We start from the raw sequence: 19,508 nt of genomic DNA, 5'->3' as shown, positions 1-19,508 counted from the left end.
AGGGGCGATGATTTTGACAAGCGGGCCGCGACGTCCCGTGATCGGAAATTCACAGCGAGTCCATCTTTTTCTGGCGATCACAGCATTCTGACGTGCCTTGACGGTCTTGTGCCGCCCAAATTTTGCCCGATATTTTCCATAGAAAAACAAGGTTTTGGTGTTCTGTGTCTCAATAACTAACAGGTCTGAGCTATAAAGTATCACGTTGACGTTTGTGTAGTGACATTCGCACGCGCGTCGGATACACGCTCCGAAGAAGGGGGTGCCAAATGTCAGGTGAAACATCAGCAACCGACGTCACTGGCTATACCGAGGGAGCAAAGATGAAGCAGGAAGTTTTTCTGCCGGAAGATTATCGCCCGGCCGAAGATGAACCTTTCATGAATGACCGCCAGCTTGAGTATTTCCGCCGCAAGCTGCTGGATTGGAAGAACGAACTTTTGGCTGGTAGCCGCGATACGATCGAAGGGCTACAGGACAACACACGCAACATTCCGGACGTTGCAGACCGGGCGAGCGAGGAAACAGACCGCGCGCTTGAACTGCGGACCAGAGACCGTCAGCGTAAACTGGTTGCCAAGATCGATTCGGCCCTGCGCCGCATCGAAGAAGGTGAGTACGGCTATTGCGAGATGACCGGCGATCCGATTTCGCTGAAACGTCTCGACGCGCGTCCGATCGCAACCATGACGCTTGAGGCGCAGGAACGGCACGAGCGCCGCGAGAAGGTGCACCGCGACGATTGATCGCTGCACAATTCTGGAAAACACGAACGCCAGGGCCTGTTGCTCTGGCGTTTTTGCGTTAAATCCACGCTATGAAACTTCAAGGCTTAAAGTTTAACGTCATTGGTGGTGGAATAGGGGGGCTGGCGTCGGCTTTGGCGCTGCGGCAACGCGGGGCGCAGGTCACGGTGCTGGAACAAGCCCCAGCCTTGAGCGAAGTCGGGGCGGGGTTGCAGATAAGCGCCAATGGTTTTGCGGTTCTGCGGGCGCTAGGTGTCGTGGAGGACGTGCCGGAGGACGCGCAAATTTCCCATGGGACGATCATACGGGATTATCGCGAGGGTCGCGTCATCAGCCGTATTCCTGCGCCCGACGCTGGACCGACCTACTACTATCACCGTGCGGACCTTCTTGATCTGCTGCATCGGGCGGCAACAGACGCTGGCGTAGAAATTCGCCTTGGTGCGCGTGTGGTGCAGGTTCACGAGCATCCGACCGAAGCCGAATTGGTTTTAGACACGGGCGAGTCTCTGCGCTGTGACTGCGCGATTGCGGCTGACGGGGGCCGCAGCGCCATACGCCCTATCCTGAACGGAGCGGAGACACCGCAGTTTACCAATCAAGTCGCATGGCGTGCTGTTATTCCTTGGGCGATCAGCGAACTGATGCCGTGCGCCTCGCTGACGATGGGGCCGGGACGTCATGTGGTGACTTATCCGCTGCGCGATCAACAGTTGATGAACGTGGTCGCGATCGAAGAACGTTCGGACTGGCAAGAGGAAAGCTGGCGTCTGCGGGGTGACCCCGACGAACTGCGCACGCGTTTTGCAGATTTCGGAGGGAACGTGCGAGATATCCTGTCGGATGTGACCGAGACACACCTCTGGGCTTTGTTCCTGCGTCCCGTGGCGGAAAACTGGCAGAACGGGCAGTTGGCCCTGCTTGGCGATGCCGCGCATCCAACGCTGCCCTTCATGGCGCAAGGGGCTTGTCTGGCCCTCGAGGACGCCTGGGTGCTGGCGCAATCCTTTGAAGAGCAATACGGAGTAGCACAGGCGCTGGCCGCGTATGAATCCCGCCGTCTTACAAGAACAAAAAAGGTGGTTGCCACCGCAGGGTCAAACGCGCGGAATTTTCACCTGCGCGGCCCAATGCGTCTTGCGGCACAAGTGGCGTTGAAGGCCATCGGCCCCCGGCTTTCCAAGAGATACGAGTGGATCTACGCCTACGACGCGACGGCCTGACGCCTTAAACGTCAAGATCGACCCAGACCGGAACGTGATCCGACGGTTTCTCGTGTCCGCGCACAGCGGCATCAATCTGGCAATCGCGCATTAGGTCTGCTGCTTGCGGTGTCAGCAAAAAGTGATCAATCCGGATGCCGTCATTCTTGTTCCAGGCACCTGCCTGATAATCCCAGAATGAATAGTGTCCAGGACCCTGAACGCGTGCCCGGAACGCTTCGGTAAACCCAAGGTTCAGGATTTTACGAAAAGCCGCGCGGCTTTCAGGGCGAAACAAGGCATCCTCGCGCCAGGCGTCTGGACGTGCGGCGTCTTCGGCTTGTGGGATGATATTGTAGTCTCCCGCCATAAGCGCCGGCTCTTCGCTGGCCAAAAGATCACCTGCGCGGTGATAAAGCCGCTCCATCCATGCCAGCTTGTAGTCGTATTTTGGACCCGGCGCCGGGTTACCATTGGGTAGGTACAACCCGCAAATGCGCAATGCGCTTTTGCCAATTACCGTGGCTTCGATCCAGCGCGCCTGCTCGTCCTCATCATCGCCGGGCAGCCCGCGCGTCACATCCTCAAGCGGCAGTTTCGACAGGATCGCAACGCCATTAAAGCTTTTCTGACCGTGGGTTTCGACGTTATATCCGCGTTCCTCGAACATCTCGCGCGGAAAGTTCTCATCAACCGATTTGATTTCCTGCAACAAAACGACATCGGGCTGCGACTCGTCCAGCCACCGCGGCAGAGCCTCGGCCCGCGCTTTGATGCCGTTAATGTTGAACGTGGCGATTTTCATGCGCGATCCTCCGAAGCCTTATGGCAACCTATCGCGCAGAACCGGCCCAACGGCAAGTCGAAGAGCGGGTTTGCGAGGCTCTGCCTCGCGCTCCGGGATATTTTTGGCCAAATGAAGTAACGAACCCTTAACTGTTTTGAGCAATAAAAGTTCTGCGGTACAGGCGGGGACGCCGATGACCGCGCCAGGTGAAGCTCTCCGGCGAAAGGGTCGGAGAGCGGACCCTTGCTTCATCTGGCTAGAAATATCCTGGGGGTGTGGGGGCAAAGCCCCCACTGACGATCACATAGAAAAAGACGTGCCGCAGCCGCAAGATGAGGTGGCGTTGGGATTTTCAATGACAAACCGCGCCCCAATCAGTTCCTGGGTAAAGTCGATCACCGCATTTTCCAGAAACGGAAGGGAAACAGAGTCGACAATGACCTTTTGCCCTTTGCCTTCCAATACAAGGTCGTCCTCCTTCGGTGTGTCCAGCGCGATTTCGTACTGAAAACCGGAACATCCGCCGCCTTCAACAGCGACCCGCAGGGCCTGACCCTGATCAGCGGCGCCAATTTCGGCCAACCGGTCAAAAGCGCGTTCTGTGACTGTTGGGGGCAGATTCATGCCGGACTCCAAAGGTTTATTTCTCGACCACGCTACAATATATGAAACCTTAGGACAGGCGACAAGGATAAGACCTTTGGAAAGAGCGGGATTTGCCTCGGACCCGGGCCGCGCGAAGGGGCGGCTTGTGCCCGAGGAAGAAAGCAGTTTCCGATCATGTTTCCAGCGTGACAGGGACCGGATCATTCATGCCAGCGCGTTTCGGAGGCTCAAACACAAGACGCAGGTTTTTGTTGAGCATGAAGGGGACAGTTATCGAACCCGTCTGACCCATTCCATCGAGGTCGCCCAGGTGGCCCGTACGATCGCCGGTGCTTTGGGTCTGAACCCCGAGCTGACTGAAGCTGTCGCTTTGGCACATGATCTTGGACACACGCCTTTCGGCCATACTGGAGAAGATGCGCTGCACGCGCTGATGGAGCCCTATGGCGGATTTGACCACAACGCTCAGGCCATTCGTATCGTTACCAAGCTGGAACGCCACTACGCCGAATTCGATGGCTGTAACCTGACGTGGGAGTGCTTGGAGGGAATTGCCAAGCATAACGGCCCTGTAGTCGGTAGCTTGCCTTGGGCTTTGGCCGAATGTAACAGTAGCTTCGATCTGGAACTGCACACGCATGCCAGCGCCGAGGCGCAGGTGGCGGCGCTGTCTGATGACATTGCTTACAACAACCACGATCTGCTGGATGGTTTACGCGCCAATCTGTTCACCGATGAAGAAATCCAGGAATTGCCCATCGTGGGTGATTGTTATGCCGAAGTAGACCGAAAATACCCCGGGCTTGACCCATACCGCCGCAGGCACGAGGCGTTGCGTCGTGTTTTTGGTGTCATGGTTTCAGACGTGATTGACACGTCGCGCAGCCTTATCGCCAAGTCAGGCGCGCAACGTGTCGAGGATATTCGGAATCTGGGCTATCCCGTGATTCAGTTCTCAGTCGGCCTGTGGTCGCAGCTTAAAGAAATCCGGACGTTTCTGTTTTCGCGCATGTATCGCGCCCCCAGTGTGATGAAAGTCAGGGCCGATGTCAGTAAAGTTGTTGAGGACCTCTTTCCGATCTACCTTGCTGATCCCAAACAAATGCCCACGCGGTGGCACGGTGATATCGAGGCTGCCCAAGATGAAACTGCGTTGGCCCGGATTGTGTCGGACTATATTGCAGGAATGACTGACCGCTTTGCCCTTCAGGACCACAAAAAGTTGACGGGCAGTTAGCTGTCCGAGAGCACCCAGACATGCCTGCATACGAACGAACGGCCCTGCTGTTGATGGCTATCCGGTCTGAAACTGACCGCTTCCATTGACCTTGCCGTGACGCGTGTTAAACCGCCCGACAAGCAAAAGGACATCCGAAATGAACCTGTTTTCCGAGATCCGCGGCCTTGTGCTGGACGCGCTGGCGCAGATGCAGTCCGAAGGTACACTGCCCGAGGGGCTGAACTTTGACAATGTGGCGGTCGAACCGCCGCGCGATGCGGCGCATGGCGATATGGCAACAAACGCAGCAATGGTGCTTGCGAAACCCGCCAAGATGAAACCGCGCGAGATTGCCGATGTGCTGGCGGGAAAGCTGGCGGCGGATGACCGGATCACCAATGCCGAGGTGGCCGGGCCGGGGTTCCTGAACCTGCGACTTGCACCGACGGTGTGGCAGGGCGTTCTGGCGGCTGTGTTGGAAAAAGGCACCGACTATGGGCGCTCGACCATGGGCCATGGGCAGAAGGTCAACGTGGAATATGTCTCGGCCAACCCAACCGGCCCGCTGCACGTGGGCCATACGCGGGGGGCTGTGTTTGGGGATGCTCTGGCCAGCCTGTTGGCGTATTCCGGCCATGACGTGACGCGTGAATACTACATCAATGATGGTGGCGCGCAGGTGGATGTGCTGGCGCGCTCAGCTTACGAGCGGTATCGCGAAGCCAATGGCCTGAGCCCCGAGATTGCCGAGGGGCTTTATCCAGGCGACTACCTGATCCCGATTGGTGAGGCGCTGAAAGAGAAATACGGCGACAGCCTGATCGACAAACCGGAAAGCGAGTGGCTGGAAGAGCTGCGCAACTTTGCCACCGACGCGATGATGGATCTGATCCGCGATGACCTGAAGGCGCTGGGCGTTGAGATGGATGTGTTCTTCTCAGAGAAATCGCTCTACGGCACCGGCAAGATCGAGGCCGCGCTGAAATCGCTGAGCGACAAAGGTCTGATCTACGAAGGCGTGCTAGAGCCGCCCAAGGGCAAAAAACCCGAAGATTGGGAACCGCGCGAGCAGACACTGTTCAAATCCACCGAACACGGCGACGACGTGGATCGCCCGGTCAAGAAGTCGGATGGCAGCTGGACTTATTTTGCGCCAGATATCGCCTATCACTATGACAAGGTCACCCGCGGTTTTGACGCGCTGATCGATGTGTTCGGCGCGGACCATGGTGGCTATGTCAAACGGATGAAGGCAGCCGTGTCGGCGTTGTCGGACGGCAAGGTGCCGCTGGATATCAAGCTGACCCAATTGGTAAAGCTGTGGAAGAATGGTGAGCCGTTCAAGATGTCCAAGCGGGCAGGGAACTTTGTCACCCTGCGCGACGTGGTGGATCACGTCGGCCCGGACGTGACCCGGTTCGTAATGTTGACCCGCAAGAACGACGCGTCACTTGACTTCGATTTTGACAAGGTGCTTGAGCAGAGCCGTGAAAATCCCGTGTTTTATGTTCAATATGCGCATGCCCGCGTCATGAGCGTGCTGCGCCGTGCTGCCGAAGCCGGTATCGCCGCCGATGACGCTACCCTTGCCAGCGCGGACCTGAGCAAGAATGACCACCCCTCTGAACTGACGGTTGCCAAGAAGCTGGCGGAATGGCCACGTCTGGTCGAAATCGCGGCGCGCACTAACGAGCCGCATCGCGTTGCCTTTTACCTCTACGAGCTTGCAGGAGATTTCCACGCGCTTTGGAACAAAGGGAACGACGAAACTCAACTGCGCTTCATTCAAGATGGCGATGTTGCCACAAGCCAGTCGAAAATCGCATTGGCCCGGGCTGTTTCTGTTGTGATTTCAGCAGGCTTGGGTATTCTTGGTGTCACTCCGGCGCAGGAGATGCGGTAACAAACTCCGCCCGACGCGCCGGTTCGAGGTAGGCAAGAAATGACCCGCGCGCCTTGTTTTCCGGCGCAAAACGGGCGGTGAGGCGGACATGGCACGTTACGATTACGCGGGGCAGGCGCGCCCCGACCATATGCATTATACGAATCAACCGTATCCGCAGGATGGGTATGAGTATCCCGAGGATTTGCCGGACTATGATGAGGCACCGCGTGTTGCGGGGCTGGGTCGTATCCTGAACGCTATGGGAGCGGCTGCATCGCTGGCACTGGTCGCAGGGATTGGTGTCTGGGGCTACAAGCTTGTCATGCGGGACGTCAGCGGCGTGCCGGTGGTGCGGGCCATCGAAGGACCGATGCGAATTCAGCCTGAAAACCCGGGCGGAACGCCTGCGGATCACCAAGGGCTTGCTGTGAATACTGTGGCTGCAGTCGGGACTGCAGCGCCTCCGGCGGATAGGCTGATCCTTGCGCCCCGCCCGGTTTCTTTGGCGGATGAGGATATTCCGGTTGAACCCTTAAGTGCCACTCCTGCCGTGCATGTCGTGCAGGAAGAGATTTCCGATCAGGAAGCCGCGCGGTTGCGTCAAGGCAACGTGGATGCTCTGGTCGCTGAACTGGCAGGCGAGGCGGCAAAAACCGACAACACGACCGAAGTTGGAGTGCAGCTTGCAGCACTGGTAACGCCCGAAGAAGAGCCCGCGATTGACCCCGCCGATTTGGCGGCGCTTCTACCCGATCCAGAACTGGCAGCCCTGCCGGGTGTTCGCCGCTCGCTGCGGCCCATTACCCGCCCGGCGCGTTCCAGACCGGCTGGGATTTCGACCAGCAAAAGCACTGAGGACGCGATCAACGCTGCCGTAAAGGCGGCGGTGGGTCTGGATGTGGACCCAAACACGTTGACCAAGGGCACAAGAATGGCCCAGCTGGGTGCGTATGAAAGCCCTGATGTTGCATCGGCAGAATGGGATCGTTTGAATGGTCGATTTGGTGAATATATGGTTGGTAAGCAACGGGTTATCCAGAAAACTTCACGTGGTGGACGGACGTTTTACCGCCTGCGCGTTGTCGGATTTGACGACCTGAGTGACTCGCGTCAGTTCTGTGCGGCGCTTGAGGCGCAGGGCGCTGATTGTATTCCGGTCGCCGCTCGGTGACGTTCGGCGCGGCAATCAGCGATGCGGAAGGTTTACGCCTGACGCCCGAAGAAAAAAGCCTGTTTCGCGAAATGAATCCCTTCGGGTTCATTCTGTTCGCCCGAAACATTGAGACCGCCGATCAGGTGCGTGCCCTCTGCGATGACTTCCGCAACGCTGTTGGCCGCAACTGCCCTATCACAATCGATCAGGAGGGTGGCCGCGTTCAACGCTTGCGCGCACCGTTGGCACGGGATTGGATGCCACCGCTTGATCACGTCCAGCGTGCCGGGGATCATGCCGAACGGGCCATGTATCTACGATATCGTCTGATCGCTCATGAACTTTTTGAGCTAGGCATCGACAGCAACTGCGCGCCGATGGTCGATCTGGCGCGCCAGGATACCCACGTTTTCCTGAAAAACCGATGCTATGGCTCTGATCCGAGAGTGGTTTCCAGAATCGGAAGTGCAGTTGCACAGGGGCATCTGGACGGGGGTGTTTTGCCAGTGCTCAAACATATGCCTGGGCATGGTTTTTCGACCTTGGACAGCCACCACGATCTGCCGCATGTGAGCCTAACGCAAGATGCGCTGGAACAGATGGATTTTGCGCCGTTCCGTGCCCTCAACACCTTGCCGATGGGGATGACCGCGCATTTGGTCTATGACGCTATCGACCCGCAACCAGCCACGATTTCACCCACCATGATCAGCTTGATCCGAAACAAGATCGGTTTTGACGGGTTGATCATGACGGACGATATCTCAATGAAAGCCCTCAGCGGTTCGCCCGAGGATATTGCGCGCAAGGCGCTGAGCGCCGGGTGCGACGTCGTATTGCATTGCAACGGATTGTTCGCCGCCCGCGAAAAGGTTCTGATTGCGGCCGGGGAAATGACTGCACAGGCACAGAAACGCGCGAAAAAGGCGCTGGCTATGCGTCAAAAGCCTGCGGAACTTGACATCCAAGCTGCCGAAGCGGAACTATCTGCCCTAATGGGCGGGCAGGTGTATGAACGATAACCTTTTTAGCGAAGACCCGGTCTCGGTCGCGGATCGCCTTGCGGCCGAAGCGCTGATCGTTGATGTCGACGGGTTCGAAGGCCCGTTGGACGTATTACTGACCCTGTCCCGTACACAAAAAGTCGACCTTCGGAAAATCTCGGTCTTAGCGCTGGCGCATCAATATCTTGCCTTTGTGGAAAAGGCACGTGCACTGCGCATCGAACTGGCTGCTGACTATCTGGTGATGGCGGCTTGGCTGGCCTTTCTGAAGTCTCGCCTGCTGTTGCCCCCTGATCCTGATGACGAGGGGCCATCTGGTGAAGAACTGGCCGCGCATCTGGCGTTTCAGCTTGAACGCCTTCAGGCCATGCGCGACGCTGCCGCACGTCTGATGGCACGGGACCAACTGGGGCGCGATTTCTTCAAACGCGGGCAGGGTGAGGATGTCACTCGCATCCGCACGGTGACATATTCGGCCACTTTGCTGGACCTCATGCAGGGATATGCGCGTATTCGAACACGTGACGAATTCCGCCCCTTTGTCATGGATCGCGATGCGGTGTTTACCATGGAGCAGGCGCTGGAACGGATGCGACCCCTGATCGGATTTGCTGGGACTTGGACGGATATGGAAACCTATCTGCCCCAAGGGTGGGATGCTGATCCAGTGCGTCGCAGGTCAGCCACCGCGGCGACGTTCGCGGCCTCGCTGGAACTGGTGAAAGAAGGACATATGGAGATCAAGCAGGCCGAAACCTTTGCCCCGATCCAACTGCGCAAGAGGACTGACAACCGTGATTGACGCCCCCGAAGACGAAGGCACCGGCACCCTGTTCGAAGCGCCCCCAATGGCAGAGCAGGAACGCATGGTCGAAGCCGTGTTGTTCGCCAGCGCCGAGCCGGTGACGATCACCGATCTTGAGGCCCGTATGCCGCATGGTAGCGACGCAGCGCAAGCCGTTGAAATACTTCAGAAACGCTATGAGGGTCGCGGTGTTCGGGTTACCCGTGTTGGCGAAGCCTGGGCCATTCGAACGGCCCCGGATTTGGGATTTCTGATGCAAAAGGAAACGGTCGAGACTCGCAAGTTGAGTCGTGCCGCGATCGAGACGCTGGCCATCGTGGCGTACCACCAACCCTGCACAAGGGCTGAAATCGAGGAGATACGCGGCGTTTCGGTTTCGCGCGGGACCATCGATCAATTGCTTGAGATGGAGTGGATCAGGCTGGGCCGCCGCCGTATGACGCCGGGTCGTCCGGTGACGTTTGTGGTCACGCCGCAGTTCCTTGACCATTTCGGGCTTGAAAACGCCCGCGACCTGCCTGGGCTCAAAGAACTGCGTGCAGCGGGGTTGCTGGAAAACCGCCCACCGCCCGGCACAATTCCCTTAGGCGAGGGGCAGGAAAACGAAGAAGACGAAGATCAGACGGAGCTGTTCGAGGAAGAGTGATCAGCGGGGCCTTTTGTTGCCACACTGATCGCTTATGTTAGGGCTCAGGAAATGGAGTTGAACTATGAACGCCAATCGGATCATTGACATGATCGTCCGTCAGGTCATGCGTCGCCTCATTAACAAAGGCGTCGACAAGGGCTTTGACGTGGCAAGCCGAATGGGTGGTGGGTCGGACCAAGGCACCGATGCACCCAAACGCGGCAACACCGCAGGGCCACGCCCGTCACAACAACTGGGTCAGGCACAGAAAGTAACGCGTCAGATGCGTCGATTCATGAAATTCTGATCAGTCAACTCTGAAGTGTTTGGAAAGCTTCAAGCCTTGACCCTGATAGTTTGACGCGATGCCCGAGCCGTAAAGCTGCGTGGGCATCTCGGCCATTTTTTCATAGACCAGCCGACCGACGACCTGACCGTGTTCCAGAACAAACGGTGCTTCGTGGCAGCGCACTTCCAGCACACCGCGTGATCCCGCACCACCTGCTGCGGCGTGGCCAAAGCCGGGGTCGAAGAACCCGGCATAATGCACCCGAAACTCACCAACCATGGCAAGATAAGGGGCCATCTCTGCGGCATACATGGGCGGGATGTGCACCGCCTCACGACTGACCAGTATATAGAATGCGCCGGGGTCCAGAATAATGCGACCTTCCGTTGTCCGCACCTCTTCCCAGTATTCCTGCGGGTTGTATTCGCCGATCCGGTCCAGATCGATCACGCCTGTATGTGGCTTGGCACGATAGCCGACAAGATCGGTGTCGGGCAGTTGCAGGTCGACTGAAAAGCCCAGCCCGTCCTGAATCACCGCTGGTCCATCGACCAGCGGCGACTCGTTGTGCAACGCGGTCAGTTCCGCGTCGCTCAGCACGGCCTGACCTTGTCGGAACCGAATCTGGTTCAGCCGCATCCCCGGACGGACCAGCACCGAGAAGGAACGGGGGCAGATCTCGGCGTACAAAGGACCAGCATAGCCCGCAGGCACGCGGTCGAACTCGGTACCTCCATCGGTGATGGTGCGGGTTAACAGGTCCAGCCGTCCTGTCGAGCTTTTGGCGTTAGCAACCGCGGTTACGCTTTTGGGCAGCGCGAGCGACTCCATCAAAGGCACCAGATAGACGCACCCTTTTTCAAGAACCGCCCCGTTCGAGATATCGATTCGGTGCATCTCAAACTCGGCCAGCCGATCCGCGACCGAGCGTCCTTCGCCTGCCAGAAACGATGCACGGACTCGGTAAGCGACTGTTCCCAAACGTAAATCAAGGCTTGCAGGTTGAACTTGTGCAGGGATCACCTCGGGGTTGGCGGTGATCTCACCACGCGCGATCATCGCTTCGATCTGCTGGTTCGGGCATACACCTGTCATTCCGATCCCCCCTGATGCCAGAGCGGGATCTGGCCTGTCTGCCATAAACGTCGGTGTGATTTGGTCGGGCTAGCAGGACTCGAACCTGCGACCTTCCGTCCCCCAGACGGACGCGCTACCAGGCTGCGCCATAGCCCGACGTTGAGGTGTTCATAAAGACTTTCCCGGCAGGGGCAAGAGGAAATCATCGCCTTTTTTTCTTATCCCGCCGTTCGGTTTTCCATACGCTCCAGAATGGCGCGCAAGTCCTTTGCCATAGGAGCAATCTGCTTCAAAAGCTGGTCATCGAAATCCATTCGGGTCCAAGCTTGCGTTGCAATACCGCGCTTCTGAGGTGCCTTATCCTGACCGTCCGGTCTGGTGGGCTCGGGTCTTGTTTCAGGTTCGGGCGATGCAGCTTTTGCCCGTGCTGCGGGTGCAACTGTTCCAATGGCGGGTTCACTCTCGCCCAAGTCCATTTTGACCTGTTCGCCCGTCTGTACGGGTTTCGAAGTGAACGGAACAACAACATTTTCGTCTGCCGCGGTGTCCGCCTCTGCCACGTCGTCCAAGCTTGGGGAAAGCGCGGCAACATAGGCCACACCCTTTTCGCGCAGGATACGTTGCACGCCTTTGATGGTGATCCCATCCTCATGCAGCAATTTCTTAATGCCACCCAGTAGGCGCATATCGTTGGGACGGTAATACCGACGACCTCCGGCGCGCTTTACCGGTTTGACCTGGCTGAAACGGCTTTCCCAGAATCGCAAAACATGAGCCTGAACGTCCAGCCAGACCGCAACTTCACTGATGGTGCGAAACGCGTCGGGGGACTTGCTCATGACCGTGCCGCCCCGATCTTACTTTCGATTCCCTGCGGCGACGCGATCCTTCATCAGGTGCGACGGTCGAAAGGTCAGAACACGGCGCGGCTGAATCGGAACCTCTTCGCCTGTTTTGGGGTTGCGGCCGATGCGGGCGGTCTTATCCCGAACGCTGAACGTGCCAAAAGACGAGATTTTCACCTGTTCACCGCGCACCAGCGCGTCGGACATATGATTCAAAACGCTTTCAACGAGTTGCGCGCTTTCGTTGCGTGACAGGCCGACCTCACGAAAGACAGCCTCGCTCAGATCCATTCGGGTCAGTGTTTTATCGCCCATACCTTTTCCCCTGTTGCTGACCGAGAATACGGCGAGGGGAAATTCGCTGTCAATATCAATGAATTGCGCGCCTGTGTGTAAGCTGATTTGCGCCGGTTACCAGCGCAGAACCACCGCGCCCCAGGCCAAACCACCGCCAATGGCCTCAGTCACGACAAGATCGCCTTGTTTGATCTGACCACGCTGTTTGCCCACGGACAGAGCAAGCGGGATAGACGCAGCCGACGTATTACCGTGGTCCTGCACCGTAACGACCACGTTATCCATCGACAGACCCATTTTCTTGGCAGTGCCCTGAATAATCCGGATATTGGCCTGATGGGGCACGATCCAGTCAACATCGGCACTGCTGAGGCCAGCCGAATCCAGAGCGGTTTCAGCTGTTTTTGCAAGTTTTTCAACGGCATGGCGGAAGACCTGATTGCCTTGCATACGCAAATGACCTGTCGACTGGGTGGACACGCCGCCATCGACATAAAGCAGATCTTTGTATCGCCCGTCCGAGTTAAGGTCGATCGCCAGAATGCCCCGATCCTGTGCGGTTCCTTCGCCCTCTTGCAGTTCCAACACCAAGGCGCCAGCACCGTCGCCGAATAGCACGCAGGTCGACCGGTCCGTCCAGTCCATGATTCGTGAAAAGGTTTCGGCCCCTATGACAAGCACGCGCTTGGCCTGTCCTGACAAGATCAGGGCGTTGGCATTGCTAAGCGCAAAGACAAATCCGGCGCATACCGCCTGAACATCAAAAGCGAACCCTTTGGTCATGCCCAACTGGGCCTGAACCATCGTGGCGGCAGAGGGAAAGGTCAGGTCGGCGGTCGAAGTGGCCAGAACAATCGCATCGATATCGTCGGCGGTCAGACCAGCATCGTCCAAAGCCGCCTGAGCCGCCTTGGACGCCAGATCCGACGTTTTTTCGTCATCAGCGGCAAAGTGGCGGCGTTCAATACCTGAGCGGGTTCTGATCCACTCATCCGTTGTATCAAGCGTCTTTTCAAACTCGGAATTCGGAACGATGCGCTCTGGCAAATAATGTCCGACACCTACGACAACTGAACGGCCTGCCATTTGGGGGTACTGCCTTTTTTGTTATTCGCCGGCCTTTGACGGCGTGTGGGCGGCATCTTGTGCAAGCTCGGCTGTTGATGCAACCCGTGCCGCCAATTTTTCGGCGAAACCAGACTGTGCCAGGGTATAGGCCAGTTTGACTGCTGCCGAGACTCCGGTGGCATCCGCGCCACCATGCGATTTTACCACTGTTCCATTGAGGCCAAGGAAGACCCCACCATTCACGCGGCGCGGATCAATGCGCTTTTTTAGACGATTGAGCGACGTGATGGCCAGCACCGAGGCCAGACGGGAGAGTGGAGAGTACTTGAAAGCCTGGCGCAAAAGCTCGCCGATCAGGCTTGCCGTACCTTCACCGGTCTTGATTGCCACGTTGCCGGTAAATCCATCGGTTACAACGACATCGGCCTTATCGCCGGGAATGTCGCTGCCCTCGACAAAGCCGACGAAGTCAAAATTTGCTTGCTCAGCAAACTCTGCGATCAAGGCGTGCGCCTCTTTCAGTTCAGCGCGGCCTTTGTGTTCTTCAGTACCCACATTCAGCAGACCGATCCGAGGGCGTTCAAGCGCCATCCCGTTTCGGGCGTAGGATGCACCCATCAGCGCATATTGCAGCAGATCTTTGGCGTCGGCGCGCACATCCGCGCCTACATCCAGCATAACGTTGAACCCCTGTGGGTTGCGGGACGGCCACAGAATCGCAATCGCCGGGCGGTTCACACCCGGCAATTTACGCAGACGTATCATCGACAGCGCCATTAACGCGCCCGTGTTGCCACAGGAAACGGCACCGTGCGCCTCATTCTGGCGGACGGACTCAAGCGCCGACCACATCGACGTCTGCTTGCTACTGCGGACAACCTGACTGGGCTTGTCCTCCATCGTGACCACATCGGGGCAATCACGAAAAACGACGCGACCCTCAAGGACGCGCCGTTTGGCGACAAGTTTGCGTAACGTCTGCTCAGGCCCGTGCAGGATGAACGCGATGTCGGGGTTCTTGTTCGCCGATTTGGCAATGCCCGCAACCACGGTTGCGGGCCCCGAATCTCCACCCATAGCGTCAACCGAGATGGTAATCCGTCCGGCGTGCGAGGGCTGTTCAGTCATGCCTTGCCTGCTGTTTTAAAGGCTTAGGCCGCGTCTTCGTCCAGATCGATTTCGTCGGCCTGTGCGACGACTTCGCGGTCATCGTAGTGGCCGCAGGCTGCACAAACATGGTGCGGGCGCTTCAGCTCGCCACAGTTCGGGCATTCGTTCGGGTTTGCAGCAACCAGAGCGTCGTGTGCGCGGCGATTGTTGCGACGCGACTTGGAAACTTTGTTCTGTTGGACGGCCATGGTCTCAACCTTTGTATAACTATGGGCCAACAGATTCGCTGAGGGCCGGGTTTCATTCTTCGTTTTTTTCGTGGTTTGACGCGCGTTTAGGGCACAAGCCCCACGTTGTCCAACCCAAATTCCGATGAGCGCGCGAAAATACTGCGATTCTCGTCATGTTCAAGCGATTTTTCTGAGGGCCTGCTATGACAGGAAAACCAGCCTGTGTCACTCGTCTTTTTTCAACGTGTCACGCAAACCAGCCAGACCTGCAAACGGTTTGACATCTTCGTCCGTCATCGCCTGCTTGCCGGGCTCGGTAAAGTCAGCCTGACCTAGTTCAGCACCGTCTTTGCGCGGATATTGGGGCAGGGCCAGGGACAATGCCTCGACCATGACAAGGGTGGGATCAATCTCAGCACCAAGCTGTTCGGTGTCGTCGCCTTCGGGAATTTCAAACTCAGCTTCCGTGGGATCGACCCAATCAGCCACAAAGATTCGGGCCACTGGGATGTCGATCCGGGTTGTCACCGGCTCAAGCGTGACGACGCATGGCTGAATCACCGTGGCACCCAGTTTGCCGTTCAGGGCCCAGTCCCGCTTGCCTTGTGCCCTCACATCACCTACGAAACTGAGCTTGCGTAGACCAAGCAGGCCAAGATCGTCTTTAATAGCCTCTAGTGCCTTGGCGTCAGGGCGCAAGTCAAACGGCGTTGGCGCGTTTTGGGGCAGGTCGGCCACCCGCAGAGATGTCTGGTTGCTCATTCGTGACCCTTTCCTGTGTTGAACCGAGGCTGCGGTTTCTGTAATCGGATAGGGTCCGTACGGGGCCAAGGCAAGAGGGTGTAAATGTTGAAGCTTGTAAACAGGTTGAAACCGGCGTCGAAAACGCTTGTCTTTGTGGCCTGTCTGGCGGCTGCCAGTGCGTGTACGCCCGTGTTCAAGAATCATGGATATATCCCGCCCCCCGAGGACCTGGCCGAGATCACGGTGGGCGTGGACACCCGCGACAGCGTGGCCGAAGCGGTAGGTGCCCCAAGCTCATCAGGTGTGGTTCGGGATTCGGGCTATTACTACGTGCGATCCCGCGTTCGTCACTACGGCCCGAAAAAGCCTGAGGTAGTCTCGCGCGAGTTGGTAGCGATCAGCTTTGATGACCGCGGAGTTGTCCGGAACATCGAACGGTTCGGGCTTGAAGATGGTATTGTGGTCCAATTGGACCGCCGCGTGACCGAATCCACAATTCAGGGCCAAGGCTTTATCCGTCAGCTGCTGGGTAACATCGGCAACTTCAACCCGGCTAACATTCCGGGCGCGTCGCAGGAGTAACAGCCACATCTCGCGATAGTCATACGACAGTCATGCAGTCTGTGGTAAGGACGCGGCAAGAGGAAACCGGTCAGCAACCGTGGAGGATGCGACCATGGCACACTTGCTTTTGAAAGGGCGGTACCGCGCCCGTCTTGCGCAGTCGCAAAACGATCTGGCGATGGCGCAGCGGCTTCGGACGCTGGCCTTCGGCACGGAACAGACCGATCAGGATCAGTTCGATCCGGTCTGCGCTCATATCCTTATTGAAGACATGCGGGAGGGCGGACAGATAGTCTGCTGCTTCCGCATGTTGACCATGGAAGATGGGTCCGAGATCGGCCAAAGCTATTCGGCGCAATTCTATGACCTGTCTGCTCTGGAAGGGTTCCAAGGCCGGATGGTCGAAATGGGGCGGTTCTGCATCCATCCTGACTGGACCGATCCGGATATCCTTCGCGTCGCTTGGGGGGCGATGACCACCTATGTCGATCAGAACGGGGTTGAGATGCTGTTTGGCTGTTCCTCTTTCGCAGGAACCGAGACCAAAGAGTATCTGGACGCCTTCGCCATGCTGAAACATCGCCATCTTGCGCCAAAACGCTGGTTGCCACGGGTGAAGGCACCGGATGTTTTTCGGTTTGCCGCGCGTCTGCGCCGCAGACCGGACGTAAAAAAGGCGATGATGCGGATGCCACCCTTGCTGCGAACCTACTTGATGATGGGCGGCTGGGTCAGCGATCACGCGGTGGTAGATCGCCACATGAATACGCTGCATGTCTTCACCGGGCTTGAGATTGGCGCAATTCCCCCGGCGCGGAAACGTCTGCTGCGGGCGGTGGCCGGGTAATCGCCGTTGACGCTATGGCCTTACCGGTTTAGCTGGCGGGCATGGCGAGAATTCCTTTGTTGCAGATGTCCGGCATTTCCCTGACTTTCGGGGGTGATCCGGTGTTTTCCGAACTTGATTTGGTGGTTCAGCCCGGTGATCGCGTCGCACTGGTTGGGCGGAACGGGTCGGGAAAATCCACCCTGATGAAAGTCATGGCCGGGTTGGTTGAGGCTGACCAAGGTGACATCGTGGTGCCGCCCGGAAAATCCGTTGGATACATGGAGCAGGATCCCGGCATGGAGGGGTTCGCAACGCTGGGTGATTATGCCTCCAGCGGATTAGAGCCGGGCGAATTGTATAAGGTTGAGCGAGCCGGGGAGGGGTTGAAGTTCGATCCCGAACGCGCGGTTGAAACCGCCTCGGGTGGGGAGCGTCGGCGGGCGGCGCTGGCCAAACTGATGGCCGAAGCGCCCGATTTAATGTTGTTGGACGAACCGACCAACCACCTGGACATCGAAGCCATCACATGGCTGGAACGCGAGTTGGGATCGACGCGGGCGGCTTTTGTGTTGATCTCGCATGACCGGGCATTCCTGCGGGCTCTGACCCGCGCGACCTTGTGGATTGACCGTGGAATGGTGCGGCGGCAGGAACAGGGATTCGAGGCGTTCGAAGCATGGCGTGACAAGGTCTGGGAAGAAGAGGACCAGCAGCGCCACAAGCTGAATCGCCTGATCAAGTCCGAGGCCAAATGGGCCGTCGAGGGCATCAGCGCGCGGCGAAAACGCAACCAGGGTCGGGTGCGCGCCTTGCAAGCCCTTCGCGACGAAAAGGCGGCTCAGATCAAGCGTCAGGGCGCGGCTGCTATGGCGCTGGAGGCGGGACCGAAGTCCGGTAGAAAAGTGATCGAAGCCAAGGGCGTGTCGAAGTCCTTTGGTGAAACGCAGATTGTACGGAACCTGGACCTGCTGGTGCAACGCAGCGACCGGGTGGCCTTTGTCGGGCCGAACGGCGTGGGCAAGACGACGCTCTTGAAAATACTGTTGGGTCAGGAACAGCCGGATGAGGGCTCCTTAACCTTGGGCACCAATCTGGAGATCGCCGTGTTTGACCAAACTCGCGCGCAACTGGACCCGGAAATGACCCTTTGGGACAGTCTGACCGGTGACCCGGAGATGCGGGTATCTGGCAAGGCTGATCAGGTCATGGTCGGAGGTCAACCAAAGCACGTGGTCGGTTACCTCAAGGAGTTTCTGTTCGACGAAGCGCAGGCAAGGGCGGCTGTTAAGTCTTTGTCAGGTGGTGAGAAAGCGCGTTTGCTTCTGGCGAAGCTGATGGCGAAACCTTCGAACCTGCTGGTGCTGGACGAACCAACCAACGATCTGGATGTTGAAACACTGGATCTGCTGCAAGAACTGCTGGACGATTATGACGGCACTGTTCTGCTGGTCAGTCACGACCGGGATTTTCTGGATCGGGTCGCCACAACGACTATAGCTATGGAAGGCAATGGCCGTGCAACTGTTTACGCGGGCGGCTGGTCAGACTACATCATGCAACGGGGTGATGTTGTCGAGAAAAAGTCCGAAAAAACAAAGTCTTCAACCCCGAAGGTGAAGTTGGAAAGCCAGCCGAAATCAGGCTTGTCATTCTCGGAAAAACACCGGCTTGAAAAACTGCCCGCCGAGATTGCCCGGCTTGAAGCCGAGATCGGCAAGCTGGAAGAGCTCATGTCTGATCCCGAGCTCTTTACCCGCGAGCCGGTCAAATTCCAAAAAGCCACCGAAGCTTTGGTCGAACGGCAAGAGAAACTGGCCGCGGCTGAGGATGAGTGGCTAACGCTCGAAGAAAAGGCCGAGGGCGCCTAGGGGCGCCGAAGCGGCCGGGCGGGATTACCCACAACCGTTTCTCCGGCGGCAACGTCCTTGGTCACGACGCTACCTGCGCCTATCGTGGCATTATCGCCAATAGTAATGCCGGGCATCAGAATAGCCCCACCGCCAACCCAGACGTGTCGACCAATCGTGACGGGCAGCCCGATCTCCAGCCCTTGCGCGCGCTCGTCCGGGTCTTTGGCATGTTGGGCACAATAGATTTGAACATGCGGGCCGAACATCGAGTCATCTCCGACCCGCACGGGTGCAGTATCCAGAATCACGCAGCCCGCATTGAAGAACACCCGCGCGCCAAGGTGTATGTTGATCCCGTACGCGCAGTGAAACGGAGCTTCGAAAAAGCAATCTGACCCAATGGTTGCGAACAGCGCCAGTAACTCCGGGGCCATCGCTCCCCGCGCATCCGGGGGACAGGTGTTGTGGGCGTGTACTGCGCGTCGGGCATGGGCGCGCAAGTCGTCAAGCTCGGGGTCCAGACAGCAATACCATTGCCCGGCCTGCATCTTTTCTCTTTCGGTCATGGGG

Annotated in this window: 22 protein-coding genes and 1 tRNA gene; 12 read left to right on the top strand and 11 right to left on the bottom strand. The window is 57.8% G+C overall.

Annotated features, from left to right (window positions below; genetic code table 11):
- Positions 1-323 precede the first annotated feature (323 nt).
- Together dksA and AVO44_RS02005 are read left to right on the top strand one after the other, a co-directional pair.
- Positions 324-746, top strand: a complete 423-nt coding sequence (dksA, locus tag AVO44_RS02010) for an RNA polymerase-binding protein DksA (RefSeq protein WP_068332636.1) — start codon at positions 324-326, stop codon at positions 744-746.
- Between the two features lie 71 nt (positions 747-817).
- Complete coding sequence (locus AVO44_RS02005; protein WP_068331785.1) at positions 818-1,969, top strand: FAD-dependent monooxygenase; 1,152 nt, start codon at positions 818-820, stop codon at positions 1,967-1,969.
- Positions 1,970-1,973: 4 nt separating this feature from the next.
- Here the strand turns inward: AVO44_RS02005 and xth are convergent, their stop codons facing one another.
- On the bottom strand, positions 1,974-2,753 hold the full coding sequence (xth, locus tag AVO44_RS02000) for an exodeoxyribonuclease III (RefSeq protein WP_068331784.1): 780 nt from the start codon (positions 2,751-2,753) through the stop codon (positions 1,974-1,976).
- A gap of 282 nt (positions 2,754-3,035) precedes the next feature.
- Positions 3,036-3,359: a HesB/IscA family protein gene (locus AVO44_RS01995; RefSeq protein ID WP_068331783.1), complete on the bottom strand. Its 324-nt coding sequence runs from the start codon at positions 3,357-3,359 to the stop codon at positions 3,036-3,038.
- A 76-nt stretch (positions 3,360-3,435) separates the two neighbouring features.
- On the opposite strand from AVO44_RS01995, the gene AVO44_RS01990 reads away from it, so the two are divergent.
- From AVO44_RS01990 to AVO44_RS01960, 7 genes are all read left to right on the top strand, one after another.
- Positions 3,436-4,578: a deoxyguanosinetriphosphate triphosphohydrolase gene (locus tag AVO44_RS01990; RefSeq protein WP_068331782.1), complete on the top strand. Its 1,143-nt coding sequence runs from the start codon at positions 3,436-3,438 to the stop codon at positions 4,576-4,578.
- A 139-nt stretch (positions 4,579-4,717) separates the two neighbouring features.
- A complete protein-coding gene (argS, locus tag AVO44_RS01985) occupies positions 4,718-6,463 on the top strand; it encodes an arginine--tRNA ligase (RefSeq protein WP_068331777.1) in 1,746 nt (581 codons plus the stop codon).
- 88 nt (positions 6,464-6,551) lie between these two features.
- On the top strand, positions 6,552-7,616 hold the full coding sequence (locus AVO44_RS01980) for an SPOR domain-containing protein (protein WP_068331776.1): 1,065 nt from the start codon (positions 6,552-6,554) through the stop codon (positions 7,614-7,616).
- Positions 7,613-8,620 (top strand): beta-N-acetylhexosaminidase, encoded by a 1,008-nt coding sequence (nagZ, locus tag AVO44_RS01975; RefSeq protein WP_068331775.1) that lies wholly within the window; start codon positions 7,613-7,615, stop codon positions 8,618-8,620. Before AVO44_RS01980 ends, nagZ begins: the two co-directional genes overlap by 4 nt.
- Entirely contained in the window at positions 8,610-9,404 is a 795-nt protein-coding gene (locus AVO44_RS01970; protein ID WP_068331774.1) for a segregation and condensation protein A, read from the top strand. Before nagZ ends, AVO44_RS01970 begins: the two co-directional genes overlap by 11 nt.
- Complete coding sequence (gene scpB / locus AVO44_RS01965; protein WP_068331773.1) at positions 9,397-10,053, top strand: SMC-Scp complex subunit ScpB; 657 nt, start codon at positions 9,397-9,399, stop codon at positions 10,051-10,053. The genes AVO44_RS01970 and scpB overlap by 8 nt, the downstream gene beginning before the upstream one ends.
- Before the next feature lie 64 nt (positions 10,054-10,117).
- Positions 10,118-10,342, top strand: coding sequence for a hypothetical protein (locus AVO44_RS01960; protein WP_068331772.1), 225 nt, complete (start codon positions 10,118-10,120; stop codon positions 10,340-10,342).
- Here the strand turns inward: AVO44_RS01960 and AVO44_RS01955 are convergent, their stop codons facing one another.
- From AVO44_RS01955 to AVO44_RS01920, 8 genes are all read right to left on the bottom strand, one after another.
- Positions 10,343-11,419, bottom strand: a complete 1,077-nt coding sequence (locus AVO44_RS01955) for a 2'-deoxycytidine 5'-triphosphate deaminase (RefSeq protein WP_068331769.1) — start codon at positions 11,417-11,419, stop codon at positions 10,343-10,345.
- Between the two features lie 61 nt (positions 11,420-11,480).
- A tRNA-Pro gene (locus tag AVO44_RS01950) sits at positions 11,481-11,557 on the bottom strand.
- 62 nt (positions 11,558-11,619) lie between these two features.
- Positions 11,620-12,240: a MerR family transcriptional regulator gene (locus AVO44_RS21445; protein WP_068331768.1), complete on the bottom strand. Its 621-nt coding sequence runs from the start codon at positions 12,238-12,240 to the stop codon at positions 11,620-11,622.
- An 18-nt stretch (positions 12,241-12,258) separates the two neighbouring features.
- Positions 12,259-12,561 (bottom strand): integration host factor subunit alpha, encoded by a 303-nt coding sequence (ihfA, locus tag AVO44_RS01940; protein ID WP_008755922.1) that lies wholly within the window; start codon positions 12,559-12,561, stop codon positions 12,259-12,261.
- Positions 12,562-12,657: 96 nt separating this feature from the next.
- Complete coding sequence (locus AVO44_RS01935; RefSeq protein WP_068331767.1) at positions 12,658-13,629, bottom strand: beta-ketoacyl-ACP synthase III; 972 nt, start codon at positions 13,627-13,629, stop codon at positions 12,658-12,660.
- Between the two features lie 21 nt (positions 13,630-13,650).
- Positions 13,651-14,739 carry a phosphate acyltransferase PlsX gene (gene plsX, locus AVO44_RS01930; RefSeq protein ID WP_068331765.1) on the bottom strand — a complete coding sequence of 363 codons (1,089 nt, stop codon included), beginning with the start codon at positions 14,737-14,739 and terminating at the stop codon, positions 13,651-13,653.
- Between the two features lie 23 nt (positions 14,740-14,762).
- Complete coding sequence (gene rpmF / locus AVO44_RS01925; RefSeq protein ID WP_068331762.1) at positions 14,763-14,969, bottom strand: 50S ribosomal protein L32; 207 nt, start codon at positions 14,967-14,969, stop codon at positions 14,763-14,765.
- A gap of 207 nt (positions 14,970-15,176) precedes the next feature.
- Positions 15,177-15,713, bottom strand: coding sequence for a YceD family protein (locus tag AVO44_RS01920; RefSeq protein WP_068331759.1), 537 nt, complete (start codon positions 15,711-15,713; stop codon positions 15,177-15,179).
- 84 nt (positions 15,714-15,797) lie between these two features.
- On the opposite strand from AVO44_RS01920, the gene AVO44_RS01915 reads away from it, so the two are divergent.
- From AVO44_RS01915 to AVO44_RS01905, 3 genes are all read left to right on the top strand, one after another.
- Complete coding sequence (locus AVO44_RS01915) at positions 15,798-16,277, top strand: outer membrane protein assembly factor BamE (protein WP_068331756.1); 480 nt, start codon at positions 15,798-15,800, stop codon at positions 16,275-16,277.
- Positions 16,278-16,371: 94 nt separating this feature from the next.
- Positions 16,372-17,106: a GNAT family N-acetyltransferase gene (locus AVO44_RS01910; RefSeq protein WP_068331753.1), complete on the top strand. Its 735-nt coding sequence runs from the start codon at positions 16,372-16,374 to the stop codon at positions 17,104-17,106.
- Positions 17,107-17,147: 41 nt separating this feature from the next.
- Positions 17,148-18,956 (top strand): ABC-F family ATP-binding cassette domain-containing protein, encoded by a 1,809-nt coding sequence (locus AVO44_RS01905; RefSeq protein WP_068331752.1) that lies wholly within the window; start codon positions 17,148-17,150, stop codon positions 18,954-18,956.
- Here AVO44_RS01905 and AVO44_RS01900 read toward each other — a convergent pair.
- Positions 18,953-19,504, bottom strand: coding sequence for a sugar O-acetyltransferase (locus AVO44_RS01900; protein ID WP_068331751.1), 552 nt, complete (start codon positions 19,502-19,504; stop codon positions 18,953-18,955). The genes AVO44_RS01905 and AVO44_RS01900 overlap by 4 nt on opposite strands.
- Positions 19,505-19,508 lie beyond the last annotated feature (4 nt).

It is taken from the genome of Ruegeria profundi (genome assembly GCF_001507545.1).
Lineage (GTDB): Bacteria > Pseudomonadota > Alphaproteobacteria > Rhodobacterales > Rhodobacteraceae > Ruegeria > Ruegeria profundi.
The sequence above is the reverse complement of the archived record's forward strand: the minus strand, read 5'-3'. Positions and strand labels throughout refer to the sequence as shown.

Excerpts from the sequence above, each read along its gene's own strand:
- AVO44_RS01905 (WP_068331752.1), top strand. The coding sequence starts at position 17,148 with ATGGCGAGAATTCCTTTGTTGCAGATGTCCGGCATTTCCCTGACTTTC.
- AVO44_RS01995 (WP_068331783.1), bottom strand. The coding sequence starts at position 3,359 with ATGAATCTGCCCCCAACAGTCACAGAACGCGCTTTTGACCGGTTGGCC.
- ihfA (WP_008755922.1), bottom strand. The coding sequence starts at position 12,561 with ATGGGCGATAAAACACTGACCCGAATGGATCTGAGCGAGGCTGTCTTT.
- plsX (WP_068331765.1), bottom strand. The coding sequence starts at position 14,739 with ATGACTGAACAGCCCTCGCACGCCGGACGGATTACCATCTCGGTTGAC.
- AVO44_RS01970 (WP_068331774.1), top strand. The coding sequence starts at position 8,610 with ATGAACGATAACCTTTTTAGCGAAGACCCGGTCTCGGTCGCGGATCGC.
- argS (WP_068331777.1), top strand. The coding sequence starts at position 4,718 with ATGAACCTGTTTTCCGAGATCCGCGGCCTTGTGCTGGACGCGCTGGCG.
- AVO44_RS01910 (WP_068331753.1), top strand. The coding sequence starts at position 16,372 with ATGGCACACTTGCTTTTGAAAGGGCGGTACCGCGCCCGTCTTGCGCAG.
- AVO44_RS01935 (WP_068331767.1), bottom strand. The coding sequence starts at position 13,629 with ATGGCAGGCCGTTCAGTTGTCGTAGGTGTCGGACATTATTTGCCAGAG.
- AVO44_RS01960 (WP_068331772.1), top strand. The coding sequence starts at position 10,118 with ATGAACGCCAATCGGATCATTGACATGATCGTCCGTCAGGTCATGCGT.
- AVO44_RS01900 (WP_068331751.1), bottom strand. The coding sequence starts at position 19,504 with ATGACCGAAAGAGAAAAGATGCAGGCCGGGCAATGGTATTGCTGTCTG.
- AVO44_RS21445 (WP_068331768.1), bottom strand. The coding sequence starts at position 12,240 with ATGAGCAAGTCCCCCGACGCGTTTCGCACCATCAGTGAAGTTGCGGTC.
- dksA (WP_068332636.1), top strand. The coding sequence starts at position 324 with ATGAAGCAGGAAGTTTTTCTGCCGGAAGATTATCGCCCGGCCGAAGAT.
- AVO44_RS01955 (WP_068331769.1), bottom strand. The coding sequence starts at position 11,419 with ATGACAGGTGTATGCCCGAACCAGCAGATCGAAGCGATGATCGCGCGT.
- xth (WP_068331784.1), bottom strand. The coding sequence starts at position 2,753 with ATGAAAATCGCCACGTTCAACATTAACGGCATCAAAGCGCGGGCCGAG.
- AVO44_RS02005 (WP_068331785.1), top strand. The coding sequence starts at position 818 with ATGAAACTTCAAGGCTTAAAGTTTAACGTCATTGGTGGTGGAATAGGG.
- AVO44_RS01980 (WP_068331776.1), top strand. The coding sequence starts at position 6,552 with ATGGCACGTTACGATTACGCGGGGCAGGCGCGCCCCGACCATATGCAT.
- rpmF (WP_068331762.1), bottom strand. The coding sequence starts at position 14,969 with ATGGCCGTCCAACAGAACAAAGTTTCCAAGTCGCGTCGCAACAATCGC.
- AVO44_RS01915 (WP_068331756.1), top strand. The coding sequence starts at position 15,798 with ATGTTGAAGCTTGTAAACAGGTTGAAACCGGCGTCGAAAACGCTTGTC.
- AVO44_RS01920 (WP_068331759.1), bottom strand. The coding sequence starts at position 15,713 with ATGAGCAACCAGACATCTCTGCGGGTGGCCGACCTGCCCCAAAACGCG.